The organism is Rhodococcus sp. NPDC057297 (assembly GCF_042667435.1).
GTDB lineage: Bacteria > Actinomycetota > Actinomycetes > Mycobacteriales > Mycobacteriaceae > Rhodococcoides.
Genome location: NZ_JBHUZE010000008.1, coordinates 210,716 through 224,467, shown reverse-complemented (window position 1 = coordinate 224,467; position 13,752 = coordinate 210,716). Strand labels below are relative to the sequence as shown.

At 64.3% G+C, this 13,752-nt stretch carries 17 protein-coding genes; 11 read left to right on the top strand and 6 right to left on the bottom strand.

All coding sequences use genetic code 11. The features are described from left to right. The first annotated feature begins 79 nt into the window (after positions 1-79). The 3 genes from ACFULT_RS21680 (at position 80) to ACFULT_RS21670 (ending at position 2,889) form a co-directional block, all read left to right on the top strand. Positions 80-793 carry an excalibur calcium-binding domain-containing protein gene (locus tag ACFULT_RS21680; RefSeq protein WP_378482429.1) on the top strand — a complete coding sequence of 238 codons (714 nt, stop codon included), beginning with the start codon at positions 80-82 and terminating at the stop codon, positions 791-793. Positions 794-888: 95 nt separating this feature from the next. Next, positions 889-2,193, top strand: coding sequence for a hypothetical protein (locus ACFULT_RS21675; protein ID WP_378482428.1), 1,305 nt, complete (start codon positions 889-891; stop codon positions 2,191-2,193). 27 nt (positions 2,194-2,220) lie between these two features. After that, positions 2,221-2,889, top strand: a complete 669-nt coding sequence (locus ACFULT_RS21670; protein WP_037105313.1) for an NUDIX domain-containing protein — start codon at positions 2,221-2,223, stop codon at positions 2,887-2,889. A 26-nt stretch (positions 2,890-2,915) separates the two neighbouring features. Here the strand turns inward: ACFULT_RS21670 and ACFULT_RS21665 are convergent, their stop codons facing one another. From ACFULT_RS21665 to ACFULT_RS21655, 3 genes are all read right to left on the bottom strand, one after another. Continuing rightward, on the bottom strand, positions 2,916-3,425 hold the full coding sequence (locus tag ACFULT_RS21665) for an O-acetyl-ADP-ribose deacetylase (protein ID WP_037105310.1): 510 nt from the start codon (positions 3,423-3,425) through the stop codon (positions 2,916-2,918). Position 3,426: 1 nt separating this feature from the next. Further along, positions 3,427-4,362: an ADP-ribosylglycohydrolase family protein gene (locus ACFULT_RS21660; protein ID WP_037105308.1), complete on the bottom strand. Its 936-nt coding sequence runs from the start codon at positions 4,360-4,362 to the stop codon at positions 3,427-3,429. A gap of 65 nt (positions 4,363-4,427) precedes the next feature. Next, positions 4,428-5,438 (bottom strand): FAD-dependent monooxygenase, encoded by a 1,011-nt coding sequence (locus tag ACFULT_RS21655; RefSeq protein ID WP_037105481.1) that lies wholly within the window; start codon positions 5,436-5,438, stop codon positions 4,428-4,430. 53 nt (positions 5,439-5,491) lie between these two features. Here ACFULT_RS21655 and ACFULT_RS21650 point away from each other — a divergent pair, with 53 nt between their 5' ends. The 4 genes from ACFULT_RS21650 to ACFULT_RS21635 all read left to right on the top strand — a co-directional run bounded on the left by ACFULT_RS21650 (position 5,492) and on the right by ACFULT_RS21635 (position 10,141). After that, complete coding sequence (locus ACFULT_RS21650; protein ID WP_037105306.1) at positions 5,492-6,073, top strand: TetR/AcrR family transcriptional regulator; 582 nt, start codon at positions 5,492-5,494, stop codon at positions 6,071-6,073. Positions 6,074-6,153: 80 nt separating this feature from the next. Further along, positions 6,154-7,170: a diiron oxygenase gene (locus ACFULT_RS21645; protein WP_037105304.1), complete on the top strand. Its 1,017-nt coding sequence runs from the start codon at positions 6,154-6,156 to the stop codon at positions 7,168-7,170. A 61-nt stretch (positions 7,171-7,231) separates the two neighbouring features. After that, on the top strand, positions 7,232-8,782 hold the full coding sequence (locus tag ACFULT_RS21640) for an FAD-dependent oxidoreductase (protein ID WP_176458401.1): 1,551 nt from the start codon (positions 7,232-7,234) through the stop codon (positions 8,780-8,782). A gap of 96 nt (positions 8,783-8,878) precedes the next feature. Beyond that, positions 8,879-10,141: a DUF2786 domain-containing protein gene (locus tag ACFULT_RS21635; RefSeq protein WP_378482427.1), complete on the top strand. Its 1,263-nt coding sequence runs from the start codon at positions 8,879-8,881 to the stop codon at positions 10,139-10,141. 3 nt (positions 10,142-10,144) lie between these two features. On the opposite strand, the gene ACFULT_RS21630 is transcribed toward ACFULT_RS21635, so the two are convergent. Further along, positions 10,145-11,137 (bottom strand): isopenicillin N synthase family oxygenase, encoded by a 993-nt coding sequence (locus ACFULT_RS21630; protein ID WP_037105478.1) that lies wholly within the window; start codon positions 11,135-11,137, stop codon positions 10,145-10,147. An 82-nt stretch (positions 11,138-11,219) separates the two neighbouring features. Here ACFULT_RS21630 and ACFULT_RS21625 point away from each other — a divergent pair, with 82 nt between their 5' ends. From ACFULT_RS21625 to ACFULT_RS21610, 4 genes are read left to right on the top strand one after another with little or no spacing between them, the layout of a single operon-like run. Then, on the top strand, positions 11,220-11,555 hold the full coding sequence (locus ACFULT_RS21625) for a helix-turn-helix transcriptional regulator (protein WP_037105296.1): 336 nt from the start codon (positions 11,220-11,222) through the stop codon (positions 11,553-11,555). After that, positions 11,552-12,019, top strand: a complete 468-nt coding sequence (locus ACFULT_RS21620; RefSeq protein WP_378482426.1) for an SRPBCC family protein — start codon at positions 11,552-11,554, stop codon at positions 12,017-12,019. The genes ACFULT_RS21625 and ACFULT_RS21620 overlap by 4 nt, the downstream gene beginning before the upstream one ends. A 24-nt stretch (positions 12,020-12,043) precedes the next feature. Continuing rightward, entirely contained in the window at positions 12,044-12,421 is a 378-nt protein-coding gene (locus tag ACFULT_RS21615) for a helix-turn-helix transcriptional regulator (protein WP_230594070.1), read from the top strand. Further along, positions 12,418-12,903 (top strand): SRPBCC domain-containing protein, encoded by a 486-nt coding sequence (locus ACFULT_RS21610; protein ID WP_378482425.1) that lies wholly within the window; start codon positions 12,418-12,420, stop codon positions 12,901-12,903. The genes ACFULT_RS21615 and ACFULT_RS21610 overlap by 4 nt, the downstream gene beginning before the upstream one ends. Before the next feature lie 9 nt (positions 12,904-12,912). Here the strand turns inward: ACFULT_RS21610 and ACFULT_RS21605 are convergent, their stop codons facing one another. Both ACFULT_RS21605 and ACFULT_RS21600 read right to left on the bottom strand, forming a co-directional pair. Beyond that, positions 12,913-13,272, bottom strand: a complete 360-nt coding sequence (locus ACFULT_RS21605) for a VOC family protein (protein ID WP_019666704.1) — start codon at positions 13,270-13,272, stop codon at positions 12,913-12,915. 19 nt (positions 13,273-13,291) lie between these two features. Next, entirely contained in the window at positions 13,292-13,702 is a 411-nt protein-coding gene (locus tag ACFULT_RS21600; protein WP_019666705.1) for a VOC family protein, read from the bottom strand. Between the last annotated feature and the right edge of the window lie 50 nt (positions 13,703-13,752).

Here is a 13,752-nt window from a genome sequence, read left to right as displayed (position 1 = left end):
CCGTCGCATGATCGATCGGCCGTCTCGACTGGTCACGGTGCTCACGCGCCACTTCTCCATCACTCGAGGACTCCCCCCCATGACCGATCCTTTCTCCCAGCCCTACGTCTTCCCCGGCGCTGAACGACCCGAGCGACCCCGACCGTTGATCGGCCGGATCATCGCGTGGTGCGCCGCAGTACTCGGCGCGCTGGTCCTCCTCGCGTCCATCGCGGACTTCTCGCTCCCCGGCATCGTGTTCGGACTGTGTGTCGCCGTGGCCGGTGCGTTGTACTTGATCGTCAAGCCCTCCCATGGCCGAGTCGTCTGGGCAACTCCTGCCCTGGCAGCCATTCCCGCGCTCGTCGCCGTCGGCATCGTTGCGCCCGCACCGCACTCCGACGACGTTCCCGCTCCGGCGGCGTTCGCTGCACCGGCTATCGCCGAGGCGTCCCCGACGACGACCCGCCCGACGACCGCCCGACCGACGACGACCACTCCCACGGCCACGGTCGCGCCGACTACCACTGCACCGACGACCACCCTCGCGCCTGCTCCCGAGACCGTCACCGTCTATGCGCCTCCGCCGACCACTACCGTGCCGTACGTTCCCGAGCCCGCGCCGGTCTACATCGCCGAGCCCGAGCCGGAGTACGTGCCACCGGCCCCCGCGGCAGCGGCGGTTCCGTCGTACGTCTCGTACGCCAACTGCGCCGCGGTTCGGGCTGCCGGTGCCGCACCGATCTACGCAGGCGATCCCGGTTACAGCTCCAAACTCGACCGTGACGGCGACGGCGTCGGCTGCGAGAACTGAGCTCGCCGAACTTGTCGGACCCCACCGATACAGTTCTTGTCGCAGGCCGATTCGGCTGCCGCGCAAGCAATGACGTCAGTGGCAAGGGGTGCGCAGTGAACGACCGAAACTTCGATCTCATCGACTTCATCGAGGGTGCGTGGCGCACCTACCAGGCGGATCTCGCCGCGTTCGTCGCGGAGATGCCCGACGGTGAGGTACTGACGGTGAGTGCGGAGTCTGGGGTGGACCGGAGAGACGGGGACACGCCGTGGATCCGGGTGTCCTCGGGTCCGGATGGAGAGATTCGGTCGGACGCTGCGCTCGGGCGCTACCTCTACGACGGGATCGAGCCGCCGGTGGGCGACGACGAGAAGCTCGGCGAACTGGGGTGGGCCACGCCGGGTGAACGTGACGTCTTCGGAGTGAAGAGCTGCTCCCTGCAGTGCAACCGCTCCGACGCGGCTGATCTCGCGGAGCGAATAGTCACTGCGTTTCGGTCCGTCTGGCACGTCACCCACCCGGCGTTCCTGTCCGCAGACGCGGAGGGCGGTAGCGGACGGCAGTTTCGCACCGCGGCCGATCCTCGCCGCACCGATTCCACCGCACTGGTACCGCTGGACATCGATCATCTTCGCGCTCTGATGATCGACACCCTGCGCGGAGCCGGTATCGACATCTCGCAGGAGGACAACGGCGACATAGCAATCGGTGGATTCGCACTACCGGTCCACGTGTGTCTCGGGCCGGATGCCACGGCCGTGCGACTGCACGCTCCTCTCGTGACCGGTGTTCGGCACTCCACTGCGCTGTCACGCAAGATGGCCTGGCTCGGCACACGGTGGAAGGAGATCAACTTCGTCGTTGCGGGTGGGCAGTTGTTCGCAGGTGTCGACGTCACGACGCGCACCTTCGTCCCTCGCCACCTCACTGCCGCTATCTATTCGCTCGGTCTGTTCGTGGACCGCATCGACACCAGATTCGCGTCCGAGCTGGGCGGCACTGTGTTCGATCCGGACCACACACATCCCGATGCTCTTGCACAGGTCACGTGGTCCGACGACAGTGGAACGCTCGGCACTCTGCGGGCCGCGTGCGAGCTGACGGCCGGTCCCGTGGACACGGCGACCGTCGATGCGTTGTGCCGTCGCCAGGACCTGGCCGAACTCACCGAGCGCGCACTGTGGTCGGCCGAGCGCTTTCGTGGGCACGCCCACCGGCTGGGCGACGAACGCCGTCTCCGAGCCGCGGTCCTGTGCGACAAATTCGCGGCAGCCTGGGAGGACGTCGCTGCGAGCCTGAAGCGCGCCGCCCGGCCTGCACCTGCGCCAGTTCCCCGCGGCGAACAGACCCAGCTCTTCCTCCAGTTCGACCAGCCCTCGTTGTTCGATGTCCGAGTGGATAACTCACCAGCGCGCTAACAGCAGTAGGTGCGCTAACATCGACGAATGACCGAGGGCGCGGGCACGACACTGACGGATTACCCACGTCCGTCGGTAGCCGTCGACGTCGCAGTGCTGACCGTGCACGAGTCCGCATTGTTCGTGGTCACCGTCGACTCACCTCGTGGCCTTGCACTGCCCGGTACCTTCCTTCATCCCGGTGAACGCCTGTCCGATGCAGCGCATCGAGTGCTGCAATCGAAAGCCGGTATCACGGCACTGCAGTTTCACCAGATCGGCATGTTCGACGCCCCCGACCGCGACGACCGCGGTTGGGTCCTGTCGATGGCGCACGGCGCTGCAGTTCCGTACGGCTCGCTACCCATCGGTGTGAAAGTGGTTCGCATCGAGGATGATCGGCCATCACAGCCGTTGTCGTTCGACCACAGCGACATGGTCGTTCTCGCCGTCGAGGACCTGCGCCGGCGGTATGCGTCGAACATCGATCCGTCGCTTCTGCTCGGTGAGGAGTTCACGCTGCTCGAGCTGAAGCAGTTGTACGAGGTGGTGTTCGGGAATCGATTCCCGAAGGACACGTTCAGACGCCACGTGTCACCGGCGCTCGACGGGACCGGTGCGACGTCCGTCGCTGCGGGCGGCCGCCCGGCCGAGCTGTATCGACGGAAGGCCGGCGCGGTCCTGCCGGAAACGGCGTCCGCGCTGTTGCGGTCTTAGCCGCAGGATGCGGCCTGTCCGCTGAATCAGCCCAGCAGACGCGTCGTCGTTCGAGCAATGCTGTCACTGAAGGCGACGAGCGTCACCACGTCCACGGACGTTCGAGCGCCCGTGACGGCGGCGACCTGCTGCGCTACTGCATCGTCCACCGGCCATCCGTACGACCCGCCCGACACGAGGGGAAACGCCACCGTCGACGCGCCGAGCGAATCTGCGACGGCCAAACTACGCACGTATGCCGATCGCAGGATGCCCGATCGATCCTCGTGTGCCGAATACCGTGGTCCGACAGTGTGAATCACCCACCGAGCCGGCAATCGGCCTCCGGTGGTCGCGACGGCAGCGCCCGCGGCCAAGCCGTCGGGCAGGCTCGTGCGGCGCAGCTCCTTGCAGGCAGCGAGGATGTCGGGCCCTCCTGCTCGGTGGATCGCGCCGTCGACACCCCCTCCTCCCAGCAGCGTCGAATTGGCTGCGTTGACGATCGCGTCGACCCGCAGCGTGGTGATGTCGCCGTGAACGACGTCGATGATCGCCATGTCAGATCTCTCCTGTTATGTCGGCGGCAAGCGAGAGGAGATCCCTGCCGGTCAGGTTCGGGTACCCGTGCAGCATCATCTGCCACTTCTCCGGAACAGCCGACGCGCCCCAACGGGCTCCGACGAGTCCTCCGGCGATCGCGGCAGTGGTGTCGGTGTCACCGCCCGCGAGAACACAGAGCTCGAGCGTTCTCACCAGGTGTTTCGGTCCTACCTGCTCGGCTTTCGTTACTGCCCACCATGCCGTCTGCAGCGCGTGGACGACCCACCCGTTGTTCGGGAAGTCCGTCGGGCTCCCGTTCTCGGCCTCGTCGAGCAGTGGTGCCCAGAAGTCGGCCGCTTTCCCGGCGACGTCCAGCCATCCGCGCACGCCGTCGAAGTTTTCGTGATGGACGGCATGTGCGATCGCGAACGTCCAGAGCTGGCACGCCTCGCCTGCCCTCGGATCGGAATGCGTGAGTTCACTGATCGATCGGGCTGCGTTCGTCAGGTCGTCGGTGGTGTCGTTCAGGTACGCGAGTGCGACGGGGGCCGTACGCATCAGCGAACCGTTTCCTCCCGTGCGGCCGGTGAGAGCTGCCGCCCGACGTGTCATGTCCGCGGCGGATTCACTTCGGTACCCGAGTACCGACCGCGTCTGATGTCCGATGTCGGCCGGATTCGTGTCGTACCAGGCGACGAAATTGGCGGCCACGGCATCGAGTCCGGCGCCCTCTCCTGGTTTCGCCTCGCGGGCTGCGAGGGCCACTGCAACAGCCATGGATGTGTCGTCGGTCCACTCACCAGGCGCCCAATCGAACGGACCGCCGCCGATCATGTCGACGACAGTTCCCGGTGCTGGATGGGTGAACTCGTAGCCAGCACCGAGGGCATCCCCCGCTGCCGTGCCGAGTAGCACTCCGGCTGCGCGATTACTTCGACCGGTATTCGATGTCACTGCCGGATCTCCTTAGCTCGTTTGTGCGCTTAGATTAGCGCATATTTGAGCTAATCTGCAACAGCTCAACCGATCCGCGTCAGACCACCCGCCACCAGGTCCCGCACTCTCGTCCACCGACGAGCGGTTGCGCACGAACCAGCCAACGACGACGCGCGCGAGATCCGGTACGCCCGGCGGCGTCGAGCAGCGTCGTACCTACGCAGAGCGCCGGCGACCGTCTCCTCCTCGACGAGAGAAGAAGCCAGAGCGACCGCATCCAACAGGGACTCACACGCACCCCGGCCCAGATTGGGCGCCATTGCATGCGCGGCGTCACCGACGAGCGCGACATTCCCACGGACCCACGACTTCATCGACGGGATCGTCGCGAGCTCACGGAAATCGGTGCGCTGCTGATCGATTCGCGCAACAACGTCGGACACACCGCCGTGCCACGACGTGAAATGCTCCGCCATCGACTCGCCCTCACCCAGCTCCGTCAGCCTCACAGAGGCGAACCAATTCGTGCGACGACTGTCGTGGGGCGTCGTTCCGAACAGCTTGCCTCGTCCCCACGTCTCCGTCATGGACACACATGGGCCGTCGACGGTCCCCCGCCACGCAACAGCGCCCAACGGAATCGGCGTCCCCTCAGGACCGAAGACTTCCGACCGGATGGCGCTGTTGATCCCGTCGGCGGCGATGATCACGTCGCACTCGGACACGTCGGACAACGCTTCGACCCGGCGGCCGAACTCCACGACACCCGTCGGACTCGCCGCAGCCAACACTTCCAGCAGAGCCGGTCGAGGAACGAGACGCGCTGAATGCTTCGCGCCCAGACGAGCGATGCACGAACCGTCAGGGCGTAGAAATCGCGCGCCGGTCACTTCGACCGACGCGGATCGAACAGCGTCGCCGACCCCGACTGCATCCAGGGCCCGCAGCGCTTCCGGCCACATCCCCAGAGCCGTACCACCTGCGGACACCTCGTCCGACTTCTCGAGCACACAGACGTCCCACCCCGCGCCGACCAGAATCGGCGCGGCGGCGAGTCCTGCAATTCCACCCCCGACGATCACCGCTGACTTCATGTTCTGGACGATACTACGATCGTAGTGTACTGGCACTACTTTTATAGTGAGCCATGACCACCCAGCGCCGACACACCGCAGCAGCAGCTCTCGACCAGGTAGGCGAACACGGGCTCCACGGCCTCACGCATCGCAAGGTCGACGCTCGCGCAGGCGTGCCGGCGGGGACCACCTCGAACTACTTCCGCACTCGATCCGCCTTGATCGCAGGCGTGCTCGAACATCTCGAAGAACTCGACCGGGAGGCGTGGGAGAACGCATCCGCCACACCCCGACCTCGGTCTCGTGGGGAACTGACGGCAGCGCTGGTCGCATTCGTGGACGACGCGATCGGCCCGCGGCGAACACACACGATCGCGCGATTTGCACTCTTCGCCGCAGCGGCCACGGACCCCGAGTTGGCGAGAAGGCTCGGCGCAATCCGCGCCAGGATCGTCGAATGGGCAGAGAGCACCCTGATCCACATCTCCACCGAGGACACGGCATCGTGCGCCCGCGCGCTGTGCCACTACCTGGACGGCCTGATCCTCCATAAAATCGCCACTGCGACAAATTCGAGCACGCTGTCACACACAGAATCGGTGGATATCGGCGTAGCCGTCGACCGAATAACTGCAGGTGGAACCCGTTCTTGAAAGTTACTCGTGAGTAAGCTGGCTTTTGCTGATACTACGAGTTACATTAAAAACACGTTCGCACCATGTAGGAGGAAGCGATGACACTGACGTCAGAAGACGGCACGATCTCGATCGACCCGGACGCAGAGACCGAGAAGTACAACGAGACTCTGCGCCTTCTGTCCGAGGGCTCGGTGCACAAGCATTTCGACCCGTACGTGGACATCGACTGGGAGTCCCCCGAGTTCGCGGTGACCGAGAACGATCGCCGGTGGATTCTCCCGACCAAGACCGATCCGATCGGTGGGCACGCCTGGTACCAGGCTCTGCCGGAGGACAAGAAGATCGCGATCGGCATGTGGCGCCAAGCCAACGTGGCCAAGGTCGGACTGCAGTTCGAGAACATCCTCATTCGCGGGATGATGCAGTACGTCTTCTCCCTGCCCAACGGTTCGGCCGAGGCGCGGTACTGCACTCACGAGTCGATCGAAGAGTGCAACCACACGCTGATGTTCCAGGAAATGGTCAACCGGGTCGACAACGACGCACCCGGCATGAGTCGGCCGATGAAGATGCTGTCGCCGATCATCCCGTTGTTCGCGTCGATCGCCCCCGAACTGTTCTTCGTCGGCGTCCTCGCAGGCGAGGAGCCGATCGACCACATCCAGAAGGGCGTGCTGCGGTCGGGCGAGGAAATCCACCCGATCATGCAGGGCGTCATGGCCATTCACGTGGCCGAGGAAGCACGCCACATCTCCTTCGCGCACCAGCTGCTGCGTCGTCGCGTACCGAAGATGTCGAAGGTAGGTCGCTTCTTCCTGTCGCTCGCTTTCCCGATCGTCATGCGGGTGCTGTGCGACGCGATCGTCATTCCCCCGAAGCGGTTCTGGAAGAAGTTCGACATCCCCGCATCGGTCAAGAAGGACCTGTTCTGGGAGAGCGAGGAAGCCCAGCACACGCTGCAGGACTACTTCGGTGACGTGCGCATGCTCGCCAAGGACACCAAGATGATGAGCCGCCCGGCCAAGCTGATGTGGAAGCTGTGCGGAATCGACGGCAAGGCCTCGCGTTTCCGCAGCGAGCCGGACCGTAGCTCCAGCCAGTTCGCCGCCTGATCTTCCCCGTCCTTCACAGCGCCAGTTCTCTCCACAGCAGCGCCTGCCGTCAGGAATACTCATGCCCCACGTTGTCACCCAATCGTGTTGCAGCGACGCATCGTGCGTCTACGCATGCCCCGTCAACTGCATTCACCCGACACCCGACGAGCCTGATTTCCTGACGGCAGAGATGCTGCACATCGACCCGGCGTCATGCGTCGACTGCGGGGCGTGCGTGTCGGCGTGCCCCGTCGACGCGATCGTTCCCAAGTCGAAGCTCACCGAGAGTCAGCTTCCGTTCCTCACGATCAACTCCGATTTCTACAAGCAGGAACGGCCGCCGCGTCCGATCCTCGCCCCTGTGTCGCCTGCACCAGCGGTCACCAAGGAACGCGAGCCGCTGCGTGTGGCGATCGTCGGCTCCGGCCCGTCGGCCATGTACGCGGCCGACGAGTTGCTGACGCAGCCCGGGGTGAAGGTCGACGTGTACGACAGACTCCCCCAGCCCCACGGCCTCGCTCGCCTCGGCGTGGCACCCGATCACGAGAAGACTCGTCAGGTGTCGCGTCTGTTCGACCAGATTGCCGCGCAGTCCGGTTTCGAGTTCCACCTCGATACCGAGATCGGCAAGGACATCACCCACGAACAGCTGCTCGAGACTCACCACGCGGTGATCTACGCCGTGGGCGCCTCACGCGACCGCGAGTTGACGATCGACGGCGCGGACCTCCCGGGACGGACGTCGGCTACCGACTTCGTCGCCTGGTACAACGGGCACCCGGACCACTCGCACCGCCGGTACGACCTGTCGCACAAGCGCGCCGTCATCGTCGGCAACGGCAACGTCGCTCTCGATGTCGCGCGCATTCTCACCATCGATCCCGAGCGACTCGTGGGCACCAACGTGCCGGATCACGTGGTGAAGACCCTGCGCGAGTCGAAGATCGAGGAAGTGCTCGTCGTGGGCCGACGCGGTGTTGCGCAGTCGGCGTTCACCGTTCCCGAGTTCGCCGGCCTGCTCTCGACCCCGGGCATCGACATCTCGCTGCACCACGACGAGATCCAACTCGATGCCACCACGGCCGCGCTGGCCGACGCCGACGACCTTCCCCACGCGGTCGCGCAGAAGTTGCAGTTGCTGCGTCGCGTCGAGGACACCCCCGGCGGCGACAACAGGCGCATCGTGCTGCGCTACCTGCTCTCCCCCACCCGCATTCTCGGCGAAACCTCGGTCACCGGAGTCGAATTCGATCGGATGACGCTCGAGACGGACGACGACGGAGGCGTGCGCAGCGTCGCGACGGGCGAGAAGGAAACCGTCGACGCCGGACTCGTGCTCACCTCGATCGGCTACCGAGGCGTCGCGCTTCCCGGTGTGCCCTTCGACGACCGTCGCGGAGTCATCCCCAACGACGACGGCCGTGTGCTCGACTCCCCCGACGGTGAGGTCGTTCCCGGAACCTACGTGACCGGCTGGATCAAGCGCGGACCGTCGGGATTCATCGGAACCAACAAGTCCTGCGCGCAAGGGACCGTTCTGAACCTGGTCGAGGACTTCAACAACGGGCTGCTCCCCGATCTCGGTGTCGCAACCCCACCCCGCCGACAATGGCGACTCCGTCGCACGTGAGTGGATTTGATGTCGTAGTGCCCTGATAGAACTTTCGTCGACAGCGTTGCCAGCCCCTCACTGGCGTCGACGACACTCTCGACGAGGGGAACATTCATGGGCACTTCGGATCTGACTCGCGCCCCGCAGTGGTGGCTCGGGCACAGCAACATCGATATCGACATTCACACTCTGATGACCGCCGGAGTCGATCTGGCGTCCAGTCTGCTGACGGACGAGACGGCACTGCACGCCTTCGTCGGTCGGCTCATGGACATCGAGAATCGGCTTTCGGCGGCTCGGTTGTGCACCGAGAGCTCGGTGTTCTCCGCGTCGCTGCTGGAGACGGCGTTCGAGCGTGGGTGGATGCCTGCAGAACTCGTACACGTCGTCGGCCAGGGCGCAGACAAGGCAGCCGCACCGATGCTGGTGGTCCTTCTCGGCGAGCATGCACGGCGCAGTCATGCGTTCTCTCGTGCTCCCCAGGAGTGGATCGGGCAGTTGCGCACGCTCGGTGTCGATCCGGGTGCGGAGCTCGCCGGCCTCCGCACCAACCGCCGAGTCACGCCGCATGCATTCTGGACCACTTTCCTGCACCTGAATGCCACCGTCCGCCGGCTGCCCACCATGGAAACGACCGGGCCACCGCCGTCTCTTTGGGGCGAGAAGTCGCCATCCGGTCGCGTCAGGTCGGACGACAAGGTGCTCAACAAGATTCGCGGACTGTTGGCCAAGGCAGAATCGTCGTCGTTCTCGGGAGAACGAGAATCGTTCTCCGCCAAGGCGCAGGAACTGATGACGCGCTACGCCATCGATACCGCCATGGTCGACGCGCGCTCGACCGACCCCATCGACTCCCGTGTTTCCGTCAGAAGATTCACCGTCGACAACCCTTACGTCGATGCGAAAATGCGGTTGTTCTCGTCCGTCGCTCGACCCAACGGCGTCAAAACCGTTCACTACCGTAGATTTCAGCTGGTCGCCGCGGTAGGCATGCCCGTCGATATCGACTTGTGCGAGTTGCTCTACACGTCGTTGTTGGTGCAATCGGCCATGGAACTGGACGCGGTGGGTGTCGATTCGAGCAAGCGCGGCAGAGGTTTTCGCCGGTCGTTCCTGTTCGCCTATGCACAGCGAGTCGAGGAGCGCATCACCGAGGCATTCGTCCGAGCTCGCACCGAGGCCGGCGAACAGTACGGCACTGCTCTGGTCCCGGTCTTCGCCGAACGCGACCGAGCCGTCACGGCGATGTTCGACGAGATGTTCCCGAATCTGACGTCGAGGAAGACCAGCTTTTCCAATCGCAGTGGCTGGCATCATGGTCGGGTTGCTGCCGACCGTGCCGACATCACCGGAGGCCGAGAGAAAATCGAGGACTGACCCTCAGTACGCCGAGCTCGGACCGGTCGCCGTGATGCCGTGGTGGATCTCGGCGACATCCGGGTGGGCTCGTGTTCGCGACTTCCAGGCGTTCTCGCCGTAGGTCGCGAAGATGGGGTTGTTGGGATCGTCCTCGACGCCCCGGCTTCGAGCGGCGAGTTCGTCGGGCAGTTCGACAATGGGAATCACGGCGTCGAGGGCTGGATTGAGGAAGAACGGAATCGATACTCGGTCGGTGCCCTCACTGGGCGCGACGACGCGGTGGCGGGTGGCGCGCAAGTATCCTTGCGTCGCGAATTCGAGGAGCTCTCCGATGTTGACGATGAACGCATCCTGGACGGGCGGAACGTCGATCCACTCGTCCGGCGAGAGCTCCACCTGTAGGCCTCGGGAGTCCGGCTCGACGAGCAACAACGTCAACACTCCCGAATCCTTGTGCGCACCCACTCCCTGCGGGTTCTCGGAGCTTCCGGGGTACCGCACCACCTTGATCAGGGTTGCCGGGTTGTGTGCGAATGCGTCGTCGAACACGCCGGGCTCGGCACCGAGTGCCGTTGCCCATTGCCGTAGCAGCCGCAGGCCCATGTCGGACAGTTCCTGTTCCCACGCTTCGAACGCGGGACGCAGCTCCGGCAGCGCCGACGGCCAGAGGTTCGGCCCCTGCAAGTGCCAGTAGCCCTCTGCCCCGTCGACGAGGGCACGTTCGGGGCCGATGTCGATCTGTTCGCGCCAGTCGGTTCGTCCGTTGGTGAGCTCTCCACCGAGACGCGAGTACCCACGAAACTGCGGACTTTTCAGTTGAGAGATCTCGTCCTTGGCGCCGTCGTCCAGGTCGAAGAACTCCCGTGCCAGGCGCAGGACCTCCGCGATTCGGGAGCCGGACACCCCGTGGCCGGTCAGGTAGAAGAACCCGGATTCGTGGGCGGCGGCGAGCAGGTCGGCGCGAAATCGCACCGGATCGGAGTCCGCGTGTGTGAGGTCGAGAACCGGAAGCATGCTGTCCAGTATCGAACTCTGCATCGACATCCGCTAATACTTAGCTCTTGCGCTAACCATCCGAACGTTGATAGTTTGCCTCATGGCTCAGTTTTCGCCGACGCTCGATCTCGTCTTCCACGCACTGTCCGATCCCACCCGGCGGGCCGTTCTCGCACGCCTCGGACGAGGGCCGGCAAGCGTCGGCGAGTTGGCCGAGCCGTTCTCCATGGCCCTACCGTCCTTCCTGAAACACATCCGCCTCCTCGAGGACAGCGGGTGCATTCTGACCCACAAGACCGGGCGAACACGTATCTGCGCGCTCGTCGCCGATCCGTTCTCCGCCGTCGAACTGTGGCTCGAGAAACAGCGTTCCACCTGGGAAGCGCACACCGACCGTCTCGAACAGTTCGTCACCGAAACACAGGAGCCGTCATGACACACACGCAATCCGACCTCGATCTGACCGTCTCTCGGATCATTCGCGCACCACGCACACGAGTGTGGGAAGCCTGGACGACACCCTCCCAGCTGGAACAGTGGTGGGTCCCCAAGCCCGCTACTGCACGCGTCGTCGATCTCGAACTGCGGCCGGGTGGATCGTTCGTCACCGAGATCAGCGAAACAGGAGTGACCTTCGGGCCGCATATCGCGGGATGCTTCCTCGACGTCGTCGACGGGGAACGTGTGGTGTTCACGAATGCACTCACTGCAGGCTGGCGACCGGCTGCCGACCCGTTCATCACTGCCGTCATCACGTTCGCCGACCACCCGGGCGGGACCGAATATCTCGCAACGGTCATGCACAAGGATGCAGCCACGGCTGCGCAGCACGTCGAGCTCGGTTTTCACGACGGGTGGGGAACCGTCACCCGGCAGCTCGCCGAACTGGCCGAGGCCTGACAGGAAGTCCTCGACCCTTGACCGATGCCGACCGACCGCCTAACGTACAACCAAATGGTTGTAGATGAAGTGAGCGATGCCGATCTCGACCGCCTCTTCCAGGCGTTCGCGGACACCACTCGGCGCGACATCGTGTCCAGGCTTCTACGGAACGAGCATTCGGTGTCCTCGCTCGCCGCTCACTACTCCATGAGTTTCGCGGCCGTGCAGAAGCACGTTGCGATTTTGGAACGCGCTTCGGTCGTGAGCAAAGAGAAGCGCGGACGGGAGCAGATCGTGCGAATTCATTTGGTAGGCATCGAAAGAGCACGAGCACTGCTGGCCGAGTACGAAACGATCTGGCGCCGACGCGTCGACCGGATCGCCGATATCCTCGCCGAAGACCAGGGAGAACCCTCATGAGCGTCATCAGCACAACACAGAACCCCGACCGACTGAACTTCACGATCGTCGCCGAGTTCGACGCGACAGTCGACCGGGTGTGGCAGATCTGGGCCGACCCCCGTCAGCTCGAACGCTGGTGGGGCCCACCGACCTGGCCCGCGACCTTCGACACCCTCGAGTTCGTCGAAGGTGGCAAGGCGCTCTATTACATGACCGGTCCCGACGGCGAGAGGGCTCGCGGGTGGTGGCGCATCACGTCACTGGACGCTCCGTCGAGCCTGTCGTTCGACGACGGTTTCGCCGACGACGACTGGAACCCCATCGACAACGTGGGCGTCACGAAGACCGCCGTCACGCTCGAGGACGTCGACGGACGTACCCGCATGACGACGGTTGCGACCTTCGTCAGTGCCGAGCAGATGAACACGCTCATCGAGATGGGCATGGAGGAAGGCATGAGCCTGGCCATGGGGCAGATCGACGCCGTGCTTGCTGGGTAGTACCGGAAACTACTGCGCCGCCCAGATTCCCAGTTCGTTTCCGCTCGGGTCGGTGAAGTGAAAGCGTCGACCTCCGGGGAATTCGTACGGCCCGTTGACCACTTCACCGCCGGCTGCGGTCACTGCGTCCAGTGACGCTTCCAGGTCGTCGGAGTAGAGCAGAACGAACGGGCCACCGGTCGGGCGTGGTTCGGTGGAGAGCGCGAGACCACCGACCTCGTCCCCGTCGGCGCCTTGGATTCCGGCGTACTCGGGCCCGTAGTTGTTGAACCCCCAGCCGAATGCGCCGGAGTAGAAGGCCTGGGCTGCGGCCAGGTCTGTCACTGTCAGTTCGATGTAGTTCAGTCGATGGTGCATGTTCTCGGCCATGTCGGCAGCCTACTTTCCGTCACGAACCTGCGATGTTGACCAGCCAGTTGATGCCGAATCTGTCGGTGAGCATGCCGAAGGTGTCACCCCACGGGGCCTTGTTCAGACCCATCGTGTTCTGTGCCCCGTCGGCCAGTGTGTTCCAGTATCCGGTCAATTCGGCCTCGTCTTCGCCACTGAGCGAGACGGAGATGTTGTCGCCGACGTTCAGGTTCATGCTCGACGGCGTGTCCGCACCCATCAGAGTCAGACCGCTGGGCGAGACGAGTTGGCCGTGCATGATCTGGTCTTTCTCGGCCGGGTCGTCGCTCGCACCGAAGTCTGCGAACGTGTTGAGAGTGAGCTCGCCTCCGAACACGGAGTGGTAGAACTGCAGTGCCTCACGGGCGTCGCCGCGAAAATTGAGATACGGATTCAGGCGGGTCGTCATGATGTCTCCTCGCGCTCGGTGCCGTCCACTTAGGGGTTCGACGACAATCC